Source organism: Pseudonocardia sulfidoxydans NBRC 16205 (assembly GCF_007989085.1).
Taxonomy (GTDB): domain Bacteria; phylum Actinomycetota; class Actinomycetes; order Mycobacteriales; family Pseudonocardiaceae; genus Pseudonocardia; species Pseudonocardia sulfidoxydans.
In genome coordinates this window covers 16,504-39,477 of record NZ_BJVJ01000013.1, presented here as the reverse complement: position 1 = coordinate 39,477, position 22,974 = coordinate 16,504, and the positions used below count along the sequence as shown (strand labels likewise).

General features: G+C 72.7%; 22 protein-coding genes and 4 tRNA genes. 12 read left to right on the top strand and 14 right to left on the bottom strand.

Translation table 11 applies throughout. The features are described 5' to 3' along the window. Positions 1–50 precede the first annotated feature (50 nt). Together entS and PSU4_RS09170 are read right to left on the bottom strand one after the other, a co-directional pair. Positions 51–1,325, bottom strand: coding sequence for an enterobactin transporter EntS (entS, locus tag PSU4_RS09175; protein ID WP_147104919.1), 1,275 nt, complete (start codon positions 1,323–1,325; stop codon positions 51–53). Positions 1,326–1,635: 310 nt separating this feature from the next. Beyond that, positions 1,636–2,028 carry a DUF5997 family protein gene (locus PSU4_RS09170; protein WP_147104916.1) on the bottom strand — a complete coding sequence of 131 codons (393 nt, stop codon included), beginning with the start codon at positions 2,026–2,028 and terminating at the stop codon, positions 1,636–1,638. 109 nt (positions 2,029–2,137) lie between these two features. Between PSU4_RS09170 and PSU4_RS09165 the strand changes: the two genes are divergently transcribed. Then, positions 2,138–2,770 (top strand): LysR family substrate-binding domain-containing protein, encoded by a 633-nt coding sequence (locus PSU4_RS09165; protein ID WP_147105107.1) that lies wholly within the window; start codon positions 2,138–2,140, stop codon positions 2,768–2,770. Between the two features lie 635 nt (positions 2,771–3,405). Here the strand turns inward: PSU4_RS09165 and PSU4_RS09160 are convergent. The 4 genes from PSU4_RS09160 to PSU4_RS09145 all read right to left on the bottom strand — a co-directional run bounded on the left by PSU4_RS09160 (position 3,406) and on the right by PSU4_RS09145 (position 5,449). Beyond that, positions 3,406–3,477, bottom strand: a tRNA-Val gene (locus PSU4_RS09160). A gap of 21 nt (positions 3,478–3,498) precedes the next feature. Then, positions 3,499–3,831: a TIGR02611 family protein gene (locus PSU4_RS09155; protein WP_246115015.1), complete on the bottom strand. Its 333-nt coding sequence runs from the start codon at positions 3,829–3,831 to the stop codon at positions 3,499–3,501. A 92-nt stretch (positions 3,832–3,923) separates the two neighbouring features. Next, entirely contained in the window at positions 3,924–4,775 is an 852-nt protein-coding gene (locus PSU4_RS09150; RefSeq protein ID WP_147104913.1) for an anti-sigma factor, read from the bottom strand. Next, a complete protein-coding gene (locus PSU4_RS09145; protein ID WP_307724774.1) occupies positions 4,772–5,449 on the bottom strand; it encodes an RNA polymerase sigma factor in 678 nt (225 codons plus the stop codon). Before PSU4_RS09145 ends, PSU4_RS09150 begins: the two co-directional genes overlap by 4 nt. A gap of 243 nt (positions 5,450–5,692) precedes the next feature. Between PSU4_RS09145 and PSU4_RS09140 the strand changes: the two genes are divergently transcribed. The 5 genes from PSU4_RS09140 (at position 5,693) to PSU4_RS09120 (ending at position 8,003) form a co-directional block, all read left to right on the top strand. Next, entirely contained in the window at positions 5,693–6,109 is a 417-nt protein-coding gene (locus PSU4_RS09140) for an SsgA family sporulation/cell division regulator (RefSeq protein WP_147104910.1), read from the top strand. Positions 6,110–6,211: 102 nt separating this feature from the next. Continuing rightward, positions 6,212–6,284 (top strand) — tRNA-Gly (locus tag PSU4_RS09135). A 66-nt stretch (positions 6,285–6,350) separates the two neighbouring features. Next, positions 6,351–6,422 (top strand) — tRNA-Cys (locus PSU4_RS09130). 1 nt (position 6,423) lies between these two features. Continuing rightward, positions 6,424–6,495: transfer RNA gene (locus PSU4_RS09125), tRNA-Val, on the top strand. 260 nt (positions 6,496–6,755) lie between these two features. Continuing rightward, the gene (locus tag PSU4_RS09120; RefSeq protein ID WP_147104908.1) at positions 6,756–8,003 is read left to right on the top strand and encodes a serine hydrolase domain-containing protein; all 1,248 of its coding nucleotides are present in this window, start codon (positions 6,756–6,758) and stop codon (positions 8,001–8,003) included. A 72-nt stretch (positions 8,004–8,075) separates the two neighbouring features. Here PSU4_RS09120 and rox read toward each other — a convergent pair whose 3' ends face one another. Together rox and PSU4_RS09110 are read right to left on the bottom strand one after the other, a co-directional pair. Further along, entirely contained in the window at positions 8,076–9,503 is a 1,428-nt protein-coding gene (gene rox / locus PSU4_RS09115; protein ID WP_147104905.1) for a rifampin monooxygenase, read from the bottom strand. Between the two features lie 135 nt (positions 9,504–9,638). Further along, positions 9,639–11,018 carry a chloride channel protein gene (locus PSU4_RS09110; RefSeq protein ID WP_147104902.1) on the bottom strand — a complete coding sequence of 460 codons (1,380 nt, stop codon included), beginning with the start codon at positions 11,016–11,018 and terminating at the stop codon, positions 9,639–9,641. 140 nt (positions 11,019–11,158) lie between these two features. On the opposite strand from PSU4_RS09110, the gene PSU4_RS09105 reads away from it, so the two are divergent. Continuing rightward, entirely contained in the window at positions 11,159–11,608 is a 450-nt protein-coding gene (locus PSU4_RS09105; RefSeq protein ID WP_222596208.1) for a DUF4396 domain-containing protein, read from the top strand. A 28-nt stretch (positions 11,609–11,636) separates the two neighbouring features. Next, positions 11,637–12,662 (top strand): ABC transporter substrate-binding protein, encoded by a 1,026-nt coding sequence (locus tag PSU4_RS09100; RefSeq protein ID WP_147104897.1) that lies wholly within the window; start codon positions 11,637–11,639, stop codon positions 12,660–12,662. A gap of 135 nt (positions 12,663–12,797) precedes the next feature. Here PSU4_RS09100 and PSU4_RS09095 read toward each other — a convergent pair whose 3' ends face one another. Further along, a complete protein-coding gene (locus PSU4_RS09095; RefSeq protein ID WP_147104893.1) occupies positions 12,798–13,691 on the bottom strand; it encodes a metallophosphoesterase family protein in 894 nt (297 codons plus the stop codon). Positions 13,692–13,781: 90 nt separating this feature from the next. On the opposite strand from PSU4_RS09095, the gene PSU4_RS09090 reads away from it, so the two are divergent. The 3 genes from PSU4_RS09090 to PSU4_RS09080 are packed head-to-tail and all read left to right on the top strand — an operon-like array spanning position 13,782 to position 16,969. Beyond that, the gene (locus PSU4_RS09090) at positions 13,782–15,107 is read left to right on the top strand and encodes a cytochrome P450 (protein ID WP_147104890.1); all 1,326 of its coding nucleotides are present in this window, start codon (positions 13,782–13,784) and stop codon (positions 15,105–15,107) included. 48 nt (positions 15,108–15,155) lie between these two features. Next, a complete protein-coding gene (locus PSU4_RS09085; RefSeq protein ID WP_246115011.1) occupies positions 15,156–16,004 on the top strand; it encodes a hypothetical protein in 849 nt (282 codons plus the stop codon). 56 nt (positions 16,005–16,060) lie between these two features. Next, positions 16,061–16,969, top strand: coding sequence for a polysaccharide deacetylase family protein (locus tag PSU4_RS09080; protein WP_246115010.1), 909 nt, complete (start codon positions 16,061–16,063; stop codon positions 16,967–16,969). Between the two features lie 83 nt (positions 16,970–17,052). On the opposite strand, the gene PSU4_RS09075 is transcribed toward PSU4_RS09080, so the two are convergent. Further along, the gene (locus PSU4_RS09075) at positions 17,053–18,240 is read right to left on the bottom strand and encodes a DUF2332 domain-containing protein (protein WP_186816832.1); all 1,188 of its coding nucleotides are present in this window, start codon (positions 18,238–18,240) and stop codon (positions 17,053–17,055) included. A 64-nt stretch (positions 18,241–18,304) separates the two neighbouring features. Between PSU4_RS09075 and gad the strand changes: the two genes are divergently transcribed. Beyond that, complete coding sequence (gene gad, locus PSU4_RS09070) at positions 18,305–19,726, top strand: glutamate decarboxylase (RefSeq protein ID WP_147104884.1); 1,422 nt, start codon at positions 18,305–18,307, stop codon at positions 19,724–19,726. Positions 19,727–19,777: 51 nt separating this feature from the next. Here gad and PSU4_RS09065 read toward each other — a convergent pair whose 3' ends face one another. The 4 genes from PSU4_RS09065 to PSU4_RS09050 form a co-directional block, all read right to left on the bottom strand. After that, positions 19,778–20,380 carry a DUF6069 family protein gene (locus PSU4_RS09065; RefSeq protein ID WP_147104882.1) on the bottom strand — a complete coding sequence of 201 codons (603 nt, stop codon included), beginning with the start codon at positions 20,378–20,380 and terminating at the stop codon, positions 19,778–19,780. Positions 20,381–20,535: 155 nt separating this feature from the next. Further along, the gene (locus PSU4_RS09060) at positions 20,536–21,600 is read right to left on the bottom strand and encodes a phosphotransferase family protein (RefSeq protein ID WP_147104879.1); all 1,065 of its coding nucleotides are present in this window, start codon (positions 21,598–21,600) and stop codon (positions 20,536–20,538) included. Between the two features lie 46 nt (positions 21,601–21,646). Next, complete coding sequence (locus PSU4_RS09055) at positions 21,647–22,102, bottom strand: DUF3037 domain-containing protein (RefSeq protein ID WP_147104876.1); 456 nt, start codon at positions 22,100–22,102, stop codon at positions 21,647–21,649. Beyond that, entirely contained in the window at positions 22,072–22,926 is an 855-nt protein-coding gene (locus PSU4_RS09050; protein ID WP_147104873.1) for a HipA family kinase, read from the bottom strand. The genes PSU4_RS09055 and PSU4_RS09050 overlap by 31 nt, the downstream gene beginning before the upstream one ends. Positions 22,927–22,974 lie beyond the last annotated feature (48 nt).

Sequence of the window (22,974 nt, the reverse complement as noted above, 5' to 3'; positions counted from 1 at the left end):
GCCGCAGCGCCCGGTGCGGAATTCCCGCCCATTTGCCGGCGGAATTCGCGCTAATTGCCGGTCGTGGGCGGGTCGCCGATCCGGGCGCGGCGCAGGCCGGGAAGTGCGACGAGAACACCCGCGCTGACGACGGCCATCGCGACGTTGTACATCCAGAATGCACGGGCGGGCCCGAGGGCGGCACCGAAGACACCGGCCACGAGGGCCCCCACCGCCGCGCCCGACATGTTCTGCGCCCCGAAGACGCTGTTGACCCGGCCCAGCATCGCGGCCGGCGTCCGGATCTGGAGCAGCGCGTAGCGCAGGACCTCCTCGACCGACACGCTGATCCCCGCGGCGACCACGATCAACAGGACCACCGGAACCACCGAGGCGAACCCGACCGCGGCGTAGCAGAGGAAGCTCACCACCATCATGACGAGCAGCAGCCGACCGGGCCGGGCCACTCCCACGAGCCTGCCGCTGCCGACCGCACCGATGATCAGTCCCGCCGACAGTGCGGAGTACATCAGGCCGACGACCCTCGGGTCGCCCCCCAGCTCGGCGTCGACGAACGCGGGGACGAGAACCAGCGACCCCCCACCGCACATGCCGACGACCCCGGCGACCATCACCCCCCGCACCACCGGCTCGCCGACGATGAAACGGTAGCCGTTCACCAGCGAGCGGATCGGCCCCTCAACAGGCGAGACCGCTTGCGCGGCAGCGGGTTCCGGCCGCATCCGGTCCCGCGCGGCCAACAACCCGACCCACGTCGACAGCGCGGCCACGGCACCCGCACCGTAGTTCCATTCCGGCCCCGCCACCGCCATCACGGCACCACCGGCCGCCGGTGCGAGGACCGTTCCGAGGCGCATCGCGAGCGTGTTGAGGGCGCCGACCGCGTGGAGCTGGGACCTGTCGACGAGTTCGGGCAGGACCGCGAGCAGCGCGGTGATGCAGATCGACCCGGACACACCGTTCAGCACCACGAACACGGCGACGGCCCACACCGAGTGGAGGAACAACGCGTTGAGGGCCAGCCCGGCGAAGCTCGTCCCGCACACGAACCACGTCTGGACGATCAGCCGCCGGCGGTCCCCGCGGTCGGCGAGCACCCCGCCGGCGAGGTAGCCGGCGAAGAACGCGAACCCCTCGGCGGCCGCAACCACGCCGACCGTCGGCGTGGAGCCGGTGAGGGCGTACACCTCGAGCGGGACCGTCACCGCGACCAGCCCGACGCCGAGCAGCAGGATCGCGCGGGCGACGAAGAGGTACCGGAAGGCGACGCTGTCGCGCAGCGGCCCCACGTCGACGAGCACCGAACGACGGGCCGACCGGCTCATCGGCGGGCCGTCGGCACCGAGCGGTGGGGGCGGATCGGGGAACGTCCCGGAATGTATGACGTGCGACCAGCGATACTCGACCCGAATTGACCCACATCCTCAGAATAGCGTTTACGCCGCCGCGAGTATGAGGGTCAAACAGAAATGTCGTCGTCGTCGGCAGCGCAGTACACGTGCACGAAGCCGACCGAGTCCGCTCCGCCGCTGGTCATCGCGGCGGGTCCACCGCCGCTGACGGGCCCCACCGCCGTCGCGGTCCGGGCAGACAGCCCGACTCGCCCACCCGCGCCGCGGGCCGGGACCGTCGAGCTCAGCGTCCGGCCCGCGGCTTCTCCACCCGCAGCGCCTTCACGCGGGCCTCCTCGCGCTGGGCCTCGGCCCGTATGGTGCGCTCCCGGCGCAGCCACTCCGGCTGCTCCTCCTTGATCGCCGCGATCTGGGCCGTGGTCAGCGGCTCGGTGATCTCGGCGCGGGCCAGCCCGGAGATCGACACCCCCAACCTGTCCGCGACCACCGGGCGCGGGTGCGGGCCGTTGGCCCGCAGCTCACGCAGCCACTCGGGCGGATCGGCCTGCAGGGCGTCGAGCTCGTCGCGGGAGACCACGCCCTCACGGAACTCCGCGGGCGTCGAGTCGAGGTGCACGCCGAGCTTCTTCGCCGCCGTCGCGGGCTTCATCGTCTGGACCGACCTCTGACGCGCCATACGCCCAGGATATCGGGGCCGTGACGGCGGATAACCTGGGCCGGTGAGCGCCCCCGACTCCTTCCGGCTCGGCTACGTCCCCGGCGTCACGCCGGGAAAGTGGGCCCGGATGTGGGCCGACCGCCGACCCCGGGTCTCCCTCGAGCTCGTCCCGGCAACCACCGACGAGGCCGTCGAGCAGATCCGGGCCGGTTCGCTCGACGCCGGCCTCGTCCGGCTGCCGATCGACCGGACCGGGCTCCACGCCATCCCGCTCTACACCGAGACCACCGTGGTCGTCGTCCCCAAGGACCACCTGCTCACCGCCGCCGACGAGACCACGATCGTGGAGCTCGCCGACGAGATCGTCCTCCGGCCGCACGACGACACCCTCGGCTGGCCCGACGGCCGGCCCGGCCGGGCCGGCGCCTACGAGCCCGCCACCACCGCCGAGGCCGTCGAGCTGGTCGCCGCCGGGGTCGGGCTGCTGGTCGTCCCGCAGTCGCTGGCCCGCCTGCACCACCGCCGGGACCTCACCTACCGGCCACTTGTCGACGCCCCCGGGTCCGACGTCGTCCTCACCTGGCCGGACGCGGAGAACACCGAACTGATGGAGGAGTTCATCGGGATCGTCCGCGGACGCACCGCCAACACCACCCGCACCCCCGCACCGAAGGCTGAACCGGCGAAGCGGGACACCCGCCCCACGAAGAAGACCCCCACCCGCCGCACCCCGCCCCGCCGCGGCACCCGTCGCCGCTGACCCCGGCGCCCGCCCGGCAACTGCGATCGGCGCGCACCTTCCACAGTCGACGCCCACGCTGCAGAGCACGTGAGGCCATCAGAACCCGCGCGGCAACCTCACAACGCGCGCCGCGGCAAGCCGTCCCGCACCCCGTCGTGGGCCCGGCACCCCATGTAAGGCCCCGCTTCCCGGGCAGAGGCTCAGCACCGGTCGCAGAGGTGCCGGGCACACCGAACGGGTACAGCCACCGCGGCGCCATTCCGATCAGCCCGCAGGTTGTGTAGTTGAGGCTCACCCTGCAGGACGCGCAGGCCCCCGGAACCGGCGCGATCCTCCGAAAACCCGCGCGCCGGGCCCCGACCATGCGCATCAGCACTCCGGCGTCGAGCAGGGGGTACCCAGCGACAAAGCCGGCGCAGAGCCGTCCCGCTGCCTGCGCCCTGCACCCTGTGCCCGACGCAGCCGGCGCGATCAGCGTGCCCCTCGCGCTCACGACGCTCGACATCCCCGCGCCGACCATCGCGACCGCGGCGGCCACATCACGACGGGGCGGCGGAGACTGGACCGGGCGCTGTGCACGACAGCACTACCGAAAACGACGAACGGCCTGGTCTCAGGACTCGTATTGAGTCTCTGACCAGGCCGTTCGGCTGTGGGCGATACTGGGATCGAACCAGTGACCTCTTCGGTGTGAACGAAGCGCTCTCCCCCTGAGCTAATCGCCCGCTGCCATCGGCAACCCTACATCACCCGAAGATCGGGCTCTTCAGCCAGGTCCAGTGTTCCAGCCCGACCCAGCCGGCGACGAGCGCGAAGGCGTTCAGCAGCCACAGGGTGGCGACGACGATCGCGGCGGTGGCGAGCAGTACGAGGATCTTGACGGCCCAGTGCTGGCGGCCCAGCCAGTCGGTCCAGGCGTCGTACTTGCCGCGCGCGTATCCGAGGACGCGCTTGGCCCAGGTGAACTCGGTGGCGAGGATCGCGAGGCCGGCGAAGACGATGAGCCAGCCGGGGCCGGGGTACGGGATGGCGATGATCCCGGCGGCGAGGACGGCGGCGCCGACGACACCGACGCCGATCTTCCAGGCCCGGCGCCAGGTGGGCCGTTCCTCGATCCGTGCCCGGAACGCGGTGATGCCTCTGGGCTCCTCGCGTTCGTCGGTCTTCTCGCTCAGATCTCCACCTGCCCGGTCGCGACCACGTTCGTGGGGACGGCGGGGAGTGCTCTGCCGGGTTCGAGGGAGATCGCGTACCCGGCGTAGTCCACCGTCGCAGTGCCCGATCCTATGTCGTGCGGTCCGGTTTGCGCGGATGTGACGTCGAAGGTGCCGAGCGCGCGGGGGTCGCCGTCGCCCATTCCCCAGAGGACGTAGGTGTCGTCGGCGGCGGAGTTGGTGGGGAGGCCGACGGTGACGACGGCGCGGGTGGCGCCGTCGACCATGACGGCGGCGACGGGGCTCTGGCCGGGTTCGGCGGTGAGCCAGGCGTGTCGGACGCCGGGGCGGTCGAACTGGGCGACCATGTCGACGATCGTCTGGGTCTGCTGGATCTGGGCGTCGCGCTGGTTCTGCAGCTGGACGGTGCGGGCGGCGAGCCCGCCGATGCCGGCGGCGACGATCAGGGCGAGCGCGGCGGCGACGAGGGTGCGGGTGCGTCGCCGGGGCGCGCGGTGCCCGCCGCCGGTCGGGGGACGTGTGGGGGCAGCGGTCCGCGACGGCGCAGGACGACGTCCCGGCGCGGGTGCGGGCGGGGCGGGGGCCGGGTTCGGCGGCGGCCCGATCTGCGGGGTCCGCGCGGCCGCGTCGAGGATCGACTCGCGCAGCCGGGGCGGCGGGTCGACCTGGTCGACGGAGCTGCCGAGGGTCGCCAGGGCGTCCTCTGCGTCGCGGACGGCGGCGGTGCAGTCGGGGCAGCCGGGCAGGTGCGCGAGGACCTGGAGTTCCTCGTCGGGTTCGAGGGTGTGCAGGACGAGGCCGACGGCCTGCTCGACGCGTGGGCAGCCGGGCCGGGCGGGACGGTTCACCGGGCACCTCCGGTCGCGTCGCCGGGGACGTCGCCGAACAGGGGGCCGAGTTTGCCGCGCAGTTTCTGGATGCCGGTGAACATGCGTGACTTGACGGTGCCGAGGGGCACGCCGACGAGGGCGGCGACCTCGCGTTGGGTGTAGCCGCCGAAGTAGGCGAGGGCGAGGGCTTCGCGTTGTTCGTCGGGCAGGGCACCGAGGGCGTCGCGGACCTGCCCGGCGACGACGGCGCCGAGCGCGGCCTGGTCGGCGCCGGGTCCGGCGGGGGCGGAGCGGTCGTCGGTGTCGTCGCTCGCGGGCACGGTTCGGCGGCGGACGGCGCTCTCGCGGCGGACGGCGTCGACGGACTTGTGGTGGACGAGCGTCATCAGCCAGGAGCCGAAGGCGCCGCGCCGCGGGTCGAAGCGGGCGGGGTCGCGCCACACGGCGAGGAACACCTCCTGGACGACGTCCTCGGCGATGCCCTCGTCGGCGCAGATCCTGCGGGCGAGGGAGAAGGCGGGCCGGCCGTAGCGGTCGTAGAGCGCGGCGAGGGCGGTGGAGTCGCCGCCGGCCATGCGGCGGACGAGGGTGTCGTCGGCGGGTTCCGCCAGGGGCCGTGGCGGGCGACCCGGGCCGTCGTGCGAGCGGCCGCGCGGACCCGACGGGTCACGCTCGCCGGTCGGGTCGGCCACCAGGGTGTTCCTCACGCTCGTAGTTCGCACCGTCCCGGGTGCGCGGTTCACCCTATGTTGCCCACACGTCCCCCCGCGCGGCGATCATGCAGGTCGGGGCGTTGCCGAGGCCCTCGGAGCACCCTCCCGGGTGGATTTCGCCGATCTTTCGGGCGGACTCGCCGCAGTCGACCCGTCACATCTTCGCGACACGCTCGTTTTTGTGCATGACGGACCACGCGGGACCCCAGGAAGAGGAGCACGATGCGCGACGTAACCAACATCATCTGCAAGCAGACGGTGTTCGAGCTGATCGCTCCCGACTCGACGGTCTCGGTGAACGTCGAGCTGGCCTACTCGGTCAAGGACCCTTTCGCGGTCGAGGCGTCGTTCCGCACGGGCAATGCGCAGCCGGTCGTCTGGGTCTTCGCCCGCGAGCTGCTGGCCGACGGCCTGTCGGAGGCCTCGGGCGACGGCGACGTGACGGTCGCCCCGATCGAGCGCGACCAGGTGGAGCTCGTGCTCACCTCGCCGTCGGGTCATGCGCGCTTCCACGCGTCGGCGTCGGTGCTGTCGGACTTCCTGGAGCACACCTACGCGGCCGTCCCCCAGGGCGGCGAGTACTCGTGGCTCGACTTCGACGCGGCGCTCACCGACCTGCTCGAGAAGACCATGGACTGATTGCGCTGATCAGGGGCCGCGCGTAGGTCCTGGAGGGGGGTGCTTGCACCGTCCCTCCAGGCTTGCGCTAATGTTTCCCCATCGCACCGACACGGTGCACATGCGGACGTAGCGCAGCTGGTAGCGCATCACCTTGCCAAGGTGAGGGTCGCGGGTTCGAATCCCGTCGTCCGCTCGGAGGAACCTTGAGTCAACGTCTGGACCTCCAGGTCTCGAACCGCCGGAGTGATCCGGAGGATCGGGCGGAGTGGCCGAGTGGCTTAGGCAAGGGCCTGCAAAGCCCTGTACGCGGGTTCGATTCCCGCCTCCGCCTCGGGCGATTAGCTCAGTGGGAGAGCGCTTCCTTGACACGGAAGAGGTCACAAGTTCAATCCTTGTATCGCCCACAAGGTCAGGGCCCCGTCCGCAACGCGGACGGGGCCCTTTTGCATGTTCGGTTCGTCACGTCCCGGCGGCCGGGACGGTGGGATTCGCCGGGCGCCGTCGCACAGCGTCGGCGCTGGACGACGGCCGGCAACGTTCGTGACGATCGGCCGATCGCGATGGCCACAATGGACCAATCGGCGCTTATGCGACACATCTCGGAGCGGTAGACCGTAGGGGGCTTCCCCTGTGGGTCGCCTCCGGCGCCGAGGGAGCGGGTTTCATGGGCCGATCGTGGGTGCGATACATCGGCGTGGTGGGCCTCACGATCACGCTGACCGTGGCGGGCGCCGGCCCGGCCGCCGCCACCGCGTCGCCGACGGGTGGCCACAGCGCCGGCAGGTCCCTCGACCCGTCGACGCTGGCGGAGGTCCAGCGCATCATCGCCCGGTTCCAGGACACGAACCACACTCCCGGTGTCCTGGTCGGCATCTGGAGTCCCAAGGGGAACTTCGTCAGCGCGACGGGCGTCGCTGATCTCACGACGGGGGCGCCGCTCACCCCGGACATGCAGTTCAAGATCGCCAGCCAGACGAAGGCCTTCACGGGCAACCTCGTCCTGCAGCTTGTCGGAGAGGGGCGGGTGGCGCTCGACGATCACATCTCGAGGTGGGTGGCCGGGGTACCCAACGGTGACCGGATCACGATTCGTCAGCTCCTGACCATGACCAGCGGCCTGAGCACCGGCTTCCTGGTCCAGGAGGCGAACGTGAACAAGCTGGCCACCGGATGCACCGAAGCGGAGGTGCTCGCGGCCGGGGCGGCAGAGCCGCCCGTCGCCGAGCCGGGTGAGATGTGGTCCTACAGCAACTACGGCTACGACCTGCTGGGACGGGTCGTGGAACTGACCACCGGCGTGGACATCAGCACAGCCATCCAGCAGCGCATCGCCGAACCCCTCGGGCTGCACCGCACCTTCCTGCCCAGGTCGGGCAACGGTCTGACCAAGCCCTTCACCCACGGGTACGGGACCGGTGGCGTCCTCTCCGCCGTAGCGCCGGGTGTTGCGTCCGACGACGTCACCTCCCTCCACCAGTCCTGCGTCGGGGCGTCGGGGGGCATGGTCTCCACGCTCTCGGATCTGCGTGTCTGGTCCCGGGCCCTGGCGACCGGCGCGCTGCTGGAGCCGGAAGTATGGCGCGAGGCCACGAAGGACCCGATCCCCTACGTCTTCTCCGACGGCTACAACGGCACCGGTCGTTGGTTCCAGGGGCTGGGCTTCGTCAGGTCTGGCCCTTTCATCGGCAAGGAAGGCAGCTTCCCCGGCTACGAGTCGATCACCATGTACTCGCCCTCCCGACATACGACGATCGAGGTCGTCGCCACGAAGCAGCCCAACGGCATCACGCCCACGCTCATGTTCCAGGCCCTGGCGATGGCGCTCTACGGTCCGGACCTCGGTTTCGGGCTGACTCCGGAACAGGCTCTCACTCCCGGCTACACGGGTCTGCCACCGGTTTCCGGGCCCTGAGATCCGGCTGTCGGCGAGCGGTCTCCCAGGTCGACACGGGCGGGGGCGCTCTGTGCCGGCCGAGGCCGAATTTCATGCGGCTGCACCGAACCAGGTGGGCAGCTGCGCCGTCAGGTCGTCCTGGTCGTCCCCTACCCAGGCGACATGGCCGTCGGGACGCAGCAGGGCCGCGGGCGCGTCGAACTCGTCGCCGACGTCGCCGATCCGGTCGACCCGGCCGGCCCACCTCTTGACCGTCAGCCGGCCGGCCCGGTCGAGCAGCAGTCCGCGTCCGGCGTGCATGCGCTCGTAGAGGCGGCCCTCCTTCAGGGCGATGTCACGCAGCCGTCGCCCGACGAGCGGGTGCCCGTCGCCGAGGTCGTAGCGGACGTCGATCGCCGTGATCTTCTCCACGAGGTAGCGGTTGACGCCGTCGAGGGCCATGAGCTCGCCGACGAGCCCGCGGACCGCGCGGGGGCCGGGTTCGTCGGTCATGAGGACGAGCTGCGCGCGGGTGTTGTCGAGGACGGCGGCGGCGACGGGGTGGCGTTCGGTCTCGTAGGTGTCGAGGAGGCCGTCGGGTGCCCAGCCGGCGACGGTGGCGGCGAGCTTCCAGCCGAGGTTGAACGCGTCCTGGATGCCGAGGTTGAGGCCCTGGCCGCCCATGGGCGGGTGGATGTGGGCGGCGTCGCCGGCGAGCAGGACGCGTCCGGTGCGGTAGCGCTCGGCCTGGCGGGTGGCGTCGCCGAAGCGGGAGAGCCATCGGGGCGAGTGCACGCCGAAGTCGGTCCCGGCGTACGCGACGAGCTGGGTGCGGAACTCGTCGAGTGTCGGTGGGACCGTGCGGTCCTGGGCCACCCCGTCGGCGGGGACGACGACGCGGAAGATCCCGTCGTCGCCCATCGGTCCGAGCCCGAACCGCAGCTGCGTCCTGCGGATCTGGGCGACCAGGGCGGCGATCTCGTCGGCGGGGGCGGTCACCTCCATCTCGCCCAGGAGTGTGTCGACGCGGCTCGGTTCGCCGGGGAAGGCGATGCCAGCGAGGCGGCGGACGGTGCTGCGCCCGCCGTCGCACCCGACGAGCCAGCGCCCGCGGACGGTGGTCCCGTCGGCGAGCGTGGCGGTGACACCGTCGGGGTCCTGGTCGAGGCCGGTGACCGCGCACCCACGGCGGACGTCGGCGCCGGCTGCGACGGCGTGCTCGGACAGCAGCCGGTCGGTCAGCGGTTGCGGGATGCCGAGGACGTAGCCGTGGGCGGTGTCCAGGTTCTCGGGGGCGGGTGCGGGGATCCCGGCGAAGAAGCCGCTGATCGGGTGCGTCCGGCCGTGGGCGAGGAGCCGGTCGAGCAGCCCGCGCTGGTCCATGATCTCGATGCTGCGCACGTGCAGCCCGAGGGATCGGACGTGGGGCGGGGGTGTTTCCTTCTTCTCCGTCACGAGTACGGAGACGCCGTGCAGGCGCAGTTCGCCGGCCAGCATCATGCCGGTGGGGCCACCACCGGCGATGATCACGTCGTACATGGACCGCCCATCGATCGGTCGGGTCGTCGCGCCTGTTCTCGCAGGTCACGACGTTCGGCCGGGCGATTGTGCGGCAGCGGCGGGGGCTTGTGGCAAGCCCCCGCAGGCGCTGTACGTTGAGGTGGGGCAAGGGCGTCAGTGTGGTGACGGCACCTCCGACAGGCGCGCGGAGTAGATCGAGTAGCCGTCGACCCAGCGGGCCACGGCCGTCGCGATCAACGTGACGGCGGCTGCGGGGACCATGAGCTCGAAGCCGCTGTGGGTGAGCTCCAGGACGAGCGCGAGCGCGGCGAGCGGCGCCTGCATCCCGGCGCCGAGCATCGCGGCGGCCCCCATCATCGCGAAGGCGCCGACGGGCGCGCCCGGCCACAGCAGCGCCCACGCCGAGCCGAGGAACCCGCCGAGGACGGCTCCGGTGGACAGCGTCGGGGTGAGGAGTCCGCCGGCGGCGCCGCTGCCGAGGCACAGCGTCGTGACCAGCGGTTTGAGGACCATCAGGATCGTGAAGAGGCCGATGCCGCCGACGCCGAGGAACGCGTCGCGGGCCATGCCCTGCCCGTTGCCGTAGAGCTGGGGCCAGAGCAGGCCGAGTGCGGCGAGAACGGCGAAGGCGCCGAGTGGCGCGACGAGCTCCCAGCGGCCGCGCGGGCGGCGGTGCGACACCCACGCGACGAGCCGCACGAACCCGACGGCGGCCAGGCCGATGAGTGGCCCGGCGAGCAGCGCCCACACGATCTCGGAGAGGTGGAACGGGTAGCTGGGGATTCCCGGGTAGACGGGCCCGGTCGGCAGGTAGATCCAGCCGACGAGCGTGGCCGTCGCCGACGACGCGAGCGCCGGGAGGATCACGGGCAGCCGGACGGTGCCGCACAGCACCTCGGCGGTGAACAGGGCGCCGGCGAGGGGCACGTTGTAGACGGCGGCGACACCGGCGCCCGCGCCGCAGGCGACGAGCAGCCGGCGTTGCGCCGCGCTGAGCCCGAGCGGGCCCGCGAGGATGCTGCCGCACACGCCGCCCATGAGTTTGGGCGCGGCCTCCCGGCCGAGCGACGCCCCGAGCCCGACGACGATCACCGACAGCACGGACGTCCCGGTGCTGCGGGCGACCGAGAGTGTGCCGTCGCCGCGCCAGATGGCGTCGTCGACCTCGGAGGCTTTTCCTGCGGTGACGCGGCGCAGGACGTACCAGCCGACGCCCGCGATCACGCCGGCGGCGAGCAGCGGGAGGACGCGGTGGAGCGGGTCGGCGGCGGCGACGGCGGCCTCGACGTCGGAGGTGGGGGTCCCGGCGCCGAACGCGAGTCCCTGCACCGAGTAGAGGACGAGCATCAGCGCCACGCCGACGAATCCCGCCGCGATCCCGGTGAGCACGACGGCGGCCCAGAACCGGGCGGTGAGCGGGACGTCGCCGTCGCCGGTGGCGTTGGGCTGTTCCATCGCGCCGCGGCCGGATGCGATCCGGTTGCGCAGCAGCGGTGCGGGTTCGCGTCGTCGCTCGGAGGGTCTTCGGGCCACGGTCGCCTCCCCGGTCGGTCCGACCGCACTGGTTAATGTCCGGTCATTCTGTCGGATGCGACGTCGCCGGCGACAGCGACGGAGGTCACCCATATACCCCCTGGTGGTATATGTTGAGGGTATCGAAGGAGGTCCTCGCGATGAGCACTCGGGTCACCTGGGGAACCGCGGCACAGGCCACGCTGCACTGCCTCGTCGGCTGCGCGATCGGCGAGGTTCTCGGCATGGTGATCGGCACGGCGCTCGGCCTGCACAACGCCGCGACGATCGTGCTGTCGATCGCGTTGGCGTTCGTGTTCGGCTACGCGCTGACGATGCGCGGAGTGCTGCGCGCGGGCGTCGGACTGCGCCGCGCGCTGCGGATCGCGCTCGCGGCGGACACGGTCTCGATCGCGGTGATGGAGGTCGTCGACAACACGGTGATGGCCACCGTGCCGGGCGCGATGGACGCCGGGCTCACCTCGGCCCTGTTCTGGGGAACGCTCGCCGGGTCGCTCGTCGTCGCGTTCCTGCTGACGACGCCGGTGAACCGCTGGATGATCGGCCGCGGGCTCGGACACGCCGTGGTCCATGCGCACCACGCTCACTGATCCGCCCAGGGCAGGCTAACCTCACCGAATGCTCTCGAGAAATCGACCGCGCCGGCGTCCCACCTGGGGCGCCGCCGCCGTCGTCCTGGCCGTGGCCCTCGTCGCCGGGGCGTGCTCCGGCCAGTCCCAGGACGTCCGCCCCGGCAACACCGACGTCGCCACCGGCGGCAAGCAGTTCTCGACCGCCGACGAGGCGACCGCGAAGTTCGGCGCCGACGTCGCCCCGGGCGTCTTCCCGCGGACGGTCACCCACGCCAACGGCACCACGCGGCTCGAGAAGAAGCCGCAGCGCGTCGCGGTCCTCGACAGCGGCGAGCTCGACGACGTCGTCGCGCTGGGGCTCACGCCCGTGGTCATGGCCAACCCCAACAACACCGCGCCGTCCTACCTCGCCGACAAGACCGCCGGAATCCCGACCGCAGGCGACGTCAGCACGCTCAACCTCGAGGCGATCGCCGCCGCGAAGCCCGACCTGATCCTCGGCAGCAAGCTGCGCGCCGACCAGCTCTACGACCGGCTCTCCGCCATCGCGCCGACCGTGATGAGCATCCGGCCCGGGTTCCCGTGGAAGGAGAACCTGCTGCTCGTCGGGGCCGCGACGGGCGAGGAGGCGAAGGCCGTCGAGCTGCTCAACGACTACCAGCGCCGCGCCGACGCCGTGCGGGACAAGGTCTCCGGCGACCCGCCGACGATCTCGATGGTCCGCTTCATGCCGGGCCGCATCCGGCTCTACGGCAACCTGTCGTTCATCGGCGTCGTCCTGCAGGACGTCGGGCTGCCGCGCCCGGCGACGCAGAACTTCGACGAGCTCGCGACCGAGATCTCGGCCGAGCGCATCGACCAGGCCGACGGTGGCTGGATCTTCTACTCCAGCTACGGCCCGCCCGAGCGGACGGCGCAGGCCACGGTGCTCGACAGCGCGCTGTGGAAGGGCCTGCCCGGTGTGGCGGCGGGGCACGTGCGCCCGGTCGAGGACGAGACCTGGTTCCTCGGCCTCGGGCCGATCGGCGCGGGCCGGGTCCTCGACGACCTGGAACGCCTCCTCGGTTCCTGAGCCCGGCACACGAGCTGTGCGGCGCGTCGCACCCGTTCTGGGCGGGCACGACGCGGATGCCCGACGAGGCCGCTACGGCGCCGGCGCCGCTGATCCCTCGTGAGTGGCGATAGTCGCTATAGCGACTATCGCCACTCACAGGGGTTTGTCGTACTGGGCCAGCGGGTCGGGCTCCGGCGCCGGGACGGGGAGGATCTGGCGCGGCAGCGACTCGGTGACGATGCCCCGTTCGGCCCGGAACCTCTGCTCGCGCGGGTAGCCGAGCGAGGCCTCGACGAAGCGCACCCCGTCCTCCCATGTCACCCGAGGCACGTGCAGGTGGCCGTAGACGACCGTGCGGGCCCGGTAGCGGACGTGCCAGTCCGCGGTGCGCGTCGAGCCGCACCACAGCGAGAACTCCGGGTAGCGCAGGATGCGCGTCGGGCTGCGGGTGAGCGGCCAGTGGTTGACCAGCACCGTCGGCAGTTCGGGGTCGATCGCGTCGAGCCTGCGCTCCGTCGAGGAGATCCGTGCGTCGCTCCACGCGTGCCGCGTCGGGTACGGGTCGGGGTACAGCAGGAACTCGTCGGTGCACACCACCCCGGCGGCCTGCGCCGCGGCGATCCCCTCCTCGACGGTCGAGGTGCCGGCGGGCAGGAACGAGTAGTCGTAGAGCAGGAACAGCGGGGCGACGACGATCGGCCCGTCCACACCCGTCCACACCGGGTACGGGTCCTCAGGGGTGACGACGCCGATCTCCCGGCACCGTTGCACGAGCCGCTCGTACCGCGCGACCCCGCGCGGCGCGCCCTCCTCCTTGGGCCGGGTCCACAGCTCGTGGTTGCCCGGCACCCAGATCACGGTCGCGAAGCGGTCGCGCAGGGACGCGAGCGTCGACACGGTGTCCTCGACCTGTTCGGCGACGTCGCCCGCGACGATCAGCCAGTCGCCGGGATGGGTGGGGCGCAGCGCGGCGGCGGTCTCGCGGTTCTCGGGGTGGCGGACGTGCAGGTCGCTGACGGCGAGGAGGCGGGGGGCGGGCACCCGCACAGTCCTACCCGTTGCGTCGGCCCCGGTGTGGGCGGCGTGCGCGGGCCCACCCCTGGACGCACCTAAGTTACCGGAAGTAAGTTGGATCGTATGGCGGCTTCGGGCGGACCACGACGATTCATCCGGTGGGCACTGCGGCACGGGATGGTGCGCCGCGCGGTCGGCAAGCGGGCCGCCGCGGGCGACCTCGGCGCCCGGCTCATGCTCGACCCCACCGTCCTCGACGAGCCCTACCCCTTCTACGAACAGGTCCGCGCCCGCGGCCGCTTCGTCGACACCGGGCTGGCCGTCACCACCGTCGACCACGCCGCCGTGACGGAGATTTTGCGCAGCAAGGACTTCGGCGTCGGCATGCGGATGCCGGAGAACCTGCCCGGCGCGATCCGGCTCGCACTGAAGGCCGGGGGCACGTGGGCGCTCGGGCCGGCGCAGCCGCCGTCGATGCTCGCGGCCGACCCGCCCGACCACACCCGCTACCGCAAGCTCGTCACCCGCGCGTTCAGCGCCAAACAGGTCGCGGCGCTGCGGCACCGCACCGAGGAGATCGCCGACGGCCTGCTCGACGACCTCGCCGCCCGCCCCGGCGCCACCGCCGACCTCGTCGCCGACTACGCGGCCCTGCTGCCCGCCACGGTGATCGCCGAGATGCTCGGCGCGCCGCCGGCGATGCGCGACCAGTTCCTGCGGTGGGGCGAGGGCGGCGCGCTCTCCCTCGACATGGGCCTCACCTTCGCCGAGTTCCGACGGACCGAGCGCGACATCGACGCCCTGCACGACTGGATGCTCGGCCACTTCGACCGCATCCGCGCGAACCCCGGCAGCGACATCCTGTCGGCGCTCGTCGGCGTCCACGACGAGGAGGGCGGGCTGTCGGAGGACGAGCTGTCCAGCATCGCGATGCTGCTGCTCGCCGCCGGGTTCGAGACGACGGTCAACCTGATCGGCAGCGGCGCCGCACTGCTGCTGGAGCACCCCGACCAGCTCGCGCTGCTGCACGAGGACCCGTCGCGCTGGGCCAACGCGATCGACGAGATGCTGCGCATCGACTCCCCCGTGCAGCGCACCGGCCGGGTCGCCGACGTCGACGTCGAGGTGGCGGGCACCCGGCTCGCCGCCGGGTCGGTGGTGATCGTGCAGCTCGGCGGCGCCAACCGCGACCCCGCGGTGTTCGACGACCCCACGCGTTTCGACGTGTTGCGCGCCAACGCCGGCGACCACATCGCGTTCTCCGGCGGCATCCACTACTGCCTCGGAGCCGCGCTCGCGAAGATGGAGGGCGAGGTCGCGCTGCGGAAGCTGTTCGAGCGCTTCCCCGACCTCACCGCCGCCGGGCCCGGGCGGCGCCGGCCGACGCGCACCCTGCGCGGCTACGCCTGCCTGCCGGTGTCGCTGGCGAGGACGTCCGTCCCCGCCTGATCCCCGGGCTGCTGGTCGATGCCGCCACCCTGATGGCAGGCTCGGCGCGTGGACATCACCATCGACCTGGTGCCGCGCATCGGCGAGGGCCGCGCACTGGTCGCCTGGCTGCTCGCCTCGTTCGTGGTGACGTTCGTCGTGACCCGGGTGATCACCCGCCTGATCGCGAGCGGTCGCGGACCGTTCCGGAACACCACGATCGGTGGCGTCCACATCCACCATCAGGTGTACGGCATCTTCATGATGATCGGCGCCGGGACGTTGATGTTCACCTACCGGCCCGACGCGCCCTGGGCGGAGATCCTCGCCGTCGTGTTCGGCGCCGGCGCCTCGCTCACCCTCGACGAGTTCGCGCTGTGGCTGCGTCTCGACGACGTCTACTGGGCCGAGGAGGGCCGCCGATCGGTCGATGCCGTGATGATGGCCGCCGTCGTCGGCGGCCTGCTGCTCGTCGGCAGCAACCCGCTCAACGACGCCGACGCCGGCGACGGGGCGCCGTTGGTGGCGCTCAACATCGCGATCAACCTCGTGTTCGCCGCACTCGCCATCCTCAAGGGCCGCAACATCCTCGGCCTCCTCGGGGTGTTCATCCCCGTCGTCGCGCTCGTCGCCACGTGCCGCCTCGCGCGGCCGCGCTCGTTCTGGGCCCGCCGCCGGTACAAGCCCGGGTCGCGCAAGCTCGAACGGTCGCTGCGGCGGTTCCCGCCGGGCCGGCTCAACCGGTGGGACAAGGTCGTCGACTGGCTCGCCCGACCGCCCGCACCCCGCCCCGTCGGCCCGGCCGCACCGTCCGTCGTCGAGTTCGGGCCCGCCGTCGCACACGTCGACGCACCGGACCCCGCGACGCCGGGCACGGTCGACGGTGCCGCGCCGGGTGGCCAGTCGGGCAAGGGTTGACCGCGCACCGGCGTGTCCTGCGGACTTGATGCCCCCATCGGGTCATCATCACGCGAGTGCAGGACGTACCGGTGCGGGTCGGGACACCGGGTGACGAGACGGCCGACGGTGGCCCCGACCGCCCCGTCGCGACCCGTTCCGCTCCGCGCCGGATCCCATCCTCGCGTGCGGCGCTGCCCTGGCCGGACGCGCCTGCCCGGGGACCCGCGTTCCCGTCGCGGCCCGCGCTGACCCGCACGTCGGCCGTCCTCACCGCCCTGCTGTTCGGGATGATCACGTTCGTCAGCGCGCCCGACTCGCCGTTCCGGATCGTCGCGCCGCCCGCCCCGCCCGTCGCGGTCGAGCCCGCCGGACTGCCGGCCGTGCCGCAGGTGATCACCGAGGTGCGGCAGAACGGCACCGCCGGGGCCCGGACGGTCGCCCTCACCTTCGACGACGGTCCCGACCCGACCTGGACGCCGAAGGTCCTCGACGTGCTGGCCCGCAACGGCGCCGTCGCCACCTTCTGCATGGTCGGCACCCAGATCGAGCGCCATCCCGAACTGGTCGCCCAGGTCACCGGGGCCGGGATGCGGCTGTGCTCGCACTCGCGCAGCCACGACGAGTCGCTGGCCACCCGTCCCGAACCGGCGATGCTCGCCGAGATCACCGACGTCCGCGACCGCACCGTGAACGACCCGCGTGCCGACGTGCGCTACTTCCGCGCGCCCGGGGGGTTCTGGTCGCCGGTGATGCTCACCGACGCCGCGACCCACGACCTGCAGCCGCTGGGCTGGTCGGTCGATCCGCGAGACTGGAAACGGCCGGGCGCCGACTCGATCGTCGCGACCGTGCAGAAGAACGTCCACAGCGGCGCGATCGTGCTGCTCCACGACGGCGGCGGCAACCGCGCCCAGACCGTCGCCGCGCTGGAACGGCTGCTGCCCTGGCTGACCTCGCAGGGCTACACGTACGTCTTCCCCTGACGGCTCGCCGCCGAGTTCGACGCGGGACTGGTTGGATCATGATCAGGACCAGTCCCCTGTCGAACTCGGCGCGGGGGTGGCCGTCAGCGGGCGGGCAACCACTCCAGCCACGCCGCGCTCGGGTGGGCCCGGCCGACGACGCGGCCGGTACGGCGCCCGTCGCGCAGCGAGACGTGCCCGATCACGCCGAACACCCCACCGGCCCGGTTGTGCTCGACCCAGCCGTCGGGCACGGGCAGCCCCTGCACCGTCGAGTCGGCGTCGGGACCCAGCGGGACGAGGGGGTCGACGGAGATCCACTCGATCGTCCGGGTCCGGCTCAGCCGCTCCAGCAGGGCGTCGAACCGGGCGAGCTGGGCGGGCGGCAGGAAGACGTGCACGTAGGTGTCGAGCAGGCAGACCGTCGCCTCCTCGGGCAGCCCGGCGACGGCGTCCTCCAGCACGTCGAGCAGGTCCCCGCGGACTGCGCGGGCCCCGTCCGACCGCGTGATCGCGGCCGCGGCGGCGAACCGCGTCACCGCGCCGGCCTCGGGCGGGACGCAGGCGGCGAGCCAGCCGTAGGTGTCGGGGTCGGCGAGGTCGTGCGGCTCCACGTCGACGCCGATGCGGGCCAGGATCGGCGGAACCCGCTGCGGGACGTCGGGCGCCACCCCGTGCACGGCACAGTCGAGCTGCACCGTCGCGCCCGGATCGCCGCAGGTCAACGCCGCTCCCCCGGCGAGCCGGTAGGTGTAGGCGAAGCGGTCGAGGTGCAGGGCGAGGCCCGCGCCGGTGCCGAGGTCGACCAGCGCGAGCGGTCGTCGGTCGCGCGCGGCGATGCCGTTCAGGACGGGCAGCACGTCGAGGCAGCGGGCGACCTCGTTCATCTGGTAGCGGTGCCCGGCGCAGAGTGCGGCCAACGCCTCGCGCTCCTGCCGGGCGAACGCCGCCACGGCCACGGGGAAGCCGCCGTCGTCGGCGGGCTGGGTGCCCCCGGGACGGGGGAAGTAGCGCGCCAACGCCGTGTCGGGCCGCAGCGCCGCCTGCCGTGACAACGCCGCCACCACCAGCAGCGCGGGCAGCCGGTCCGGCGGGAGCGACGCGGCCAGGGCACGCAGGACGTCGTCACGGGCGACGGCGGTGAGCGCCGCGGCCGTCAACCACCAGCTCTGCGGCGCCCCGGGCGGTGACCACGCCGCCGCGACGGCGAGCGCCTGCTCGGCGACGACCTTCTCCCGCTGCGCCGCGTCGTCGGGTTCTCCTACGGCGGCCGGAGCGGCGTCGGCGTCCATCGCGGCAGTCTTCACCTCGAAGGGACGACGCGCCAAGAACGACAACCGCCCTACCGTGACCTCCATGCCCATCGCGCAGCCGCCGTCGGAGACCGGTGGCCACCGGCCGGACGTCCCCGTCAACCCGATCTTCGCCCGTGAACCGATCTCGATCCCCCGCTTCGCGTTGCCGGAGGAGGGACTCGACCCCGAGATCGCCTACCAGGTCGTGCACGACGAGCTGATGCTCGACGGCAACGCCCGGCTCAACCTGGCGACGTTCGTGACCACCTGGGCCGACCCGCAGGCCGAGCGGCTGCTGACGGAGTCGTTCGACAAGAACGTCATCGACAAGGACGAGTACCCGCGCACCGCCGACCTCGAGGCCCGCTGTGTGCGGATGCTCGCGAAGCTGTGGAACGCCCCGGACCCGCAGCACGCCGTCGGCTGCTCGACGACCGGCTCGTCGGAGGCCTGCATGCTGGGTGGGCTGGCGCTCAAGCGGCGCTGGCAGATCGCGCGCCGCGCCGCGGGGAAGCCGACGGACCGGCCCAACATCGTCATGGGCGTCAACGTCCAGATCTGCTGGGACAAGTTCGCGAACTTCTTCGAGGTCGAGCCGCGACTGGTGCCGATGGCGGGCGACCGGCTGCACCTGGGCGCCGCCGAGGCCGTGGCGTTGTGCGACGAGAACACGATCGGTGTCGTCGTCATCCTCGGGTCCACGTTCGACGGCAGCTACGAACCCGTCGCCGAGGTGTGCGCCGCTCTCGACGACCTGCAGGAACGCACCGGTGTCGACGTGAAGGTCCACGTCGACGGCGCCTCGGGCGCGATGATCGCGCCGTTCTGCGACCCGGACCTGGAATGGGACTTCCGGCTCGACCGGGTGGCGTCGATCAACACCTCCGGCCACAAGTACGGGCTCGTCTACCCCGGCGTCGGCTGGGTGCTGTGGCGCGACGCCGACGCCCTGCCCGAGGAGCTGGTGTTCCGGGTCAACTACCTCGGCGGTGACATGCCGACGTTCGCGCTCAACTTCTCCCGCCCCGGCGGGCAGGTCATCGCGCAGTACTACAACTTCCTGCGCCTGGGCACGGCCGGCTACCGCCGCGTCCAGCAGACCTGCCGGGACGTGGCGACGGCACTGTCGGCGCGCATCGCGGAGTTCGACCGGCTGCACCTGCTCACCGACGGCTCCGAGCTGCCGGTGTTCGCGTTCACCGTCGACGACGACGCACCGTTCTCGGCGTTCGACCTGTCGGCGGCGCTGCGGGAGGCCGGCTGGCTCGTCCCGGCCTACACGTTCCCTGCCGACCGCGAGGACCTCGCGGCGCTGCGCGTCGTGGTGCGCAACGGGTTCTCCCACGACCTGGCCGGGCTGCTGATCGACGACCTCGGGCGGGCGCTGGAGCAGTTGGAGAAGCAGCCGTCGCCGCAGCGCGGCGCGGAGTCGTCGTCGTTCGCGCACGGCGCGGGCCGGCCTGCGGGGTCCTCGACCCGCTGAACCCCTGTGAGCGGCAATAGTCGCTATAGCGACTATTGCCGCTCACAGGACCTAGCGTGAGGCCGCGCGCCCGCCCGTCGCCGAGATGGCCGCGCCCGTCACGAGCGAGCCGATCGCGATGCCGATGACCAGGTAGATGACCCCCGACGCGATCTTGACGCCCAGGTCGCCGCCGCCGAGGAACGCCAGCAGGATCACGACGACCGTCACCAGCGCGACGATCCAGCCGAAGTAGGCCAGCGGCCGCGGGGTGCTCACCAGCAGCAGGTGCGCGAGCCCCGTCGCGGCGAGGGCGGCGACGGCCGCCGACAGGCACAGCACGACGGTCTGCCCGCTGCCCAGGGGGCCCGACGCGAGCGGGCCGAGGAACTCCACCTTCGGCAGGGCCCGGGCGATCAGCACCCCGACGAGCGCGATCAGGGCCGCGACGATCGCCGTGGCCACACCGCCCGCCCAGAGGCGCCCGGCGTTGACGACCGGTGCCCGGGTGCCGGGCGGCGCGGCGCGCCCACCGGAGAACTGCTGGCGACCGTACTGCTGGTCGTAACGGTCGTCGCCGTAGTGCTCGGCGGGCATCTCGCGGGTGCGGTCGTCGTACTGCGACGGGTTGCGCGGGGTCCCGTACTCGTCCCCGGTCCCGTATCCCCGTGTCATCGTCGTCCGTCTCCCCCACCGAGTGCGTCGCTGCGCGCGCCGGTCCCGGCAGCGCGTCGCGCGATTGTCGCGCACATCGCCGGGGATGCAGCCTGCGAAACGTCCACCGGAAGTGTTCCGATCCGGTGACGACCGCCTCCCCCCGATCGTGCGGGTCAGCCGCCGAGCATCCGGCGCGCCTCGTCGACCTGGGCCTGGAGCACCTCGAGCCGCGTCGCGGTCGCGGCGCCCTGCTCGGCGCCGGGACCCATGTGCCCCGCGACGTAGCGCCAGTACACGCCCGCCCCGATGCACGCCGAACGCCAGCGGGCGAACGCGACGTAGTAGTCGACGACGTCGCCGGCCAGCGGGGTCCCCGTCCGTTCGACGTAGCGCGCCACCAGTTCGTCGCGCTCCGGGAAGCCGGGCTGGGCCGACGGGCTGTTGGTGCCGGCGGGGACGGCGTCGCCGGGGCGGGTCCACGACATGAGCAGCCAGCCGAGGTCGGCGAGCGGGTCGCCGAGCGTCGCGAGCTCCCAGTCGAGGACGGCGCGGACCTCGCCGTCGGGTGCGTACATGAGGTTGCCCGCGCGGAAGTCGCCGTGCGCGATACGCGTCGTCGTCGCCTCCGGGGCGGCCGCGACCAGCAGGTCGTGGACGGCGTCGATGCCCGTCAGGTCCTCGACCGCCGACGCATGGGCCTGCTTGTGCCAGCGCTTGAGCTGGCGCTGCAGGTAGCTGCCGGGCCGGTGGAGGTCGCCGAGGCCGGCCTCGTCGGGGTCGACGGCGTGCAGGTCGGCGAGGACGTCGACGGTGGCGAGACCCGCGGCGTGCCGGGACACCTCGGGGTAGGCGGCGCCCGCCGCGTCGTCACCGAGGACCGCCCCCTCGACGAACCCCATCACGTAGAACTCGGCCCCGATGACGTCGGTGTCGGCGCAGTAGGCGACCGGCCGGGCCACGGGCACCGGCGTCGGGTGCAGCGCGGAGATGAAGCGCCACTCACGGCTCATGTCGTGCGCGGTGGCCAGTACGCCGCCCATCGGTGGGCGGCGCAGCGCCCAGGAGGCGCCGGCGTCGTCGACGATCCGGTAGGTCAGGTTCGAGTGCCCGCCGGCGATACGGTCGGCGCGCAACGTCCCGGACGCGGTGGACACCTCGTCGACGTGCGCGTCGAGCCAGCGGGCCAGGGGCGCCACGGGCACGGGGTCGTCGGTGGCGATCTCCGTCGATCGGCTCATGCGCCCATTGAATGTCGTCGGCGGCGGAGTGTCACGCAGACGGCACTCACGTGAGCGGCAGCACAAGGCGGGCAAGGAGCCTGGCCGGTTCCGCCGCGGGATCGGCGGTGAGTCCGGTATGGACGGCCCCCGGGCGCACGACCGTCGACCGCGGTGCGGTGAGCCTGCGGAACCGGCGGCCCAGGTCCTCGCCGTCGGCGGGGCCGGTCGCCGCGAGCGCGCCGTCGGTGAGCCGGTCGGACCGCGCGGGCGCGGCCACCGCGGTGATCCCCGCGACGGCGTCGAGGGCGAGCCCGATGGCCTCGACGTCGGCGTGCGGGTCGAGGACGGCGACCCGGGCGGCGTCGAGGTGGACGGCCGCGCCGAGGAAGTCGACGGCCCGGCAGTAGACGAGGACGCCGGCGTTGACGGCCTCGCCCCGGTCGGGGCGGGGCACGACCTGCAGCAGGGCGTACTCGTAGAGGTGCACGTTCACCGGGCCGCCCGCCACTCCGCGAGCCACGACGGGTGCTTCGCCGGCCGGGTGCGGCGCTCGGCACCTGCGGCCGCGGCCTCGCGCAGCGGCGGCAGCCACGCGGCGCGGGCGTCGAGGCGGGCGGTGAGGGCGGCGACGTAGGCGGCGCGGACGTCGTCGGGCTCGTCGAAACCGGGTTCGCCGTCGAGCCACGCGTCGGGCACGGCGGCGGTGGCCGCGGCCAGCAGCGCAGGCGTGACGCGCGGGGCCAGCTCGGCGTCGGCGGCGTCGACGTCGGGGGCGCAGCCGAGCAGCACGTGGTCGCCCGCGTCGTAGGGACGGGCGGCGCGCTGCGCGAGCGCCTCGGCCGTGGGTGGGCCCGACCAGCCGTGATGGAACGTCAGGGTTGCGCCGTGGTCGATCAGGTACGGACGCCGGTGCCACAGCAGCAGGTTGGCGTTGCGCCACGAGCGGTCGACGTTGCCGACGAGCGCGTCGAACCACAGCACCCGGCCGGCGAACTCCGGGCCGGGGTCGAACGCGAGCGGATCGAGGTCGAGCGCGCCGGGCAGGAAGTCGACACCGAGGTTGCGGCCCGGCGAGTTGCGCAGCAGCTCCTGGACCTCCTGGTCGGGCTCGGCGAGCCCCAGCCGCGGGTCGACGTCGACGGTGACGAGCTCGGGCACCGCCAGGCCGAGCCCGCGTGCCAGCTCCCCCGCCACGATCTCGGCGACCAGCACCTTGCGCCCCTGGCCCGCGCCGTGGAACTTCACGACGTAGGTGCCGAGGTCGTCGGCCTCCATCAGCCCCGGCAGCGACCCGCCCTCACGCAACGGCGTGACGTAGCGGATCGCGGTGACCCCTCGCAGCACGACACCCCGTCCTCTCGCTCGACGACCATCCTTGCCGATGGCCGTCGT

What these genes read in the sequence shown, in the direction of transcription:
- PSU4_RS09090 (WP_147104890.1), top strand. Translation starts at nt 13,782, where the DNA reads ATGGCGGCTTCGGGCGGACCACGACGATTCATCCGGTGGGCACTGCGG.
- gad (WP_147104884.1), top strand. Translation starts at nt 18,305, where the DNA reads ATGCCCATCGCGCAGCCGCCGTCGGAGACCGGTGGCCACCGGCCGGAC.
- PSU4_RS09105 (WP_222596208.1), top strand. Translation starts at nt 11,159, where the DNA reads ATGAGCACTCGGGTCACCTGGGGAACCGCGGCACAGGCCACGCTGCAC.
- PSU4_RS09140 (WP_147104910.1), top strand. Translation starts at nt 5,693, where the DNA reads ATGCGCGACGTAACCAACATCATCTGCAAGCAGACGGTGTTCGAGCTG.
- PSU4_RS09165 (WP_147105107.1), top strand. Translation starts at nt 2,138, where the DNA reads ATGTGGGCCGACCGCCGACCCCGGGTCTCCCTCGAGCTCGTCCCGGCA.
- PSU4_RS09065 (WP_147104882.1), bottom strand. Translation starts at nt 20,380, where the DNA reads ATGACACGGGGATACGGGACCGGGGACGAGTACGGGACCCCGCGCAAC.
- entS (WP_147104919.1), bottom strand. Translation starts at nt 1,325, where the DNA reads ATGAGCCGGTCGGCCCGTCGTTCGGTGCTCGTCGACGTGGGGCCGCTG.
- PSU4_RS09075 (WP_186816832.1), bottom strand. Translation starts at nt 18,240, where the DNA reads ATGGACGCCGACGCCGCTCCGGCCGCCGTAGGAGAACCCGACGACGCG.
- PSU4_RS09120 (WP_147104908.1), top strand. Translation starts at nt 6,756, where the DNA reads ATGGGCCGATCGTGGGTGCGATACATCGGCGTGGTGGGCCTCACGATC.
- PSU4_RS09100 (WP_147104897.1), top strand. Translation starts at nt 11,637, where the DNA reads ATGCTCTCGAGAAATCGACCGCGCCGGCGTCCCACCTGGGGCGCCGCC.
- PSU4_RS09060 (WP_147104879.1), bottom strand. Translation starts at nt 21,600, where the DNA reads ATGAGCCGATCGACGGAGATCGCCACCGACGACCCCGTGCCCGTGGCG.
- rox (WP_147104905.1), bottom strand. Translation starts at nt 9,503, where the DNA reads ATGTACGACGTGATCATCGCCGGTGGTGGCCCCACCGGCATGATGCTG.
- PSU4_RS09170 (WP_147104916.1), bottom strand. Translation starts at nt 2,028, where the DNA reads ATGGCGCGTCAGAGGTCGGTCCAGACGATGAAGCCCGCGACGGCGGCG.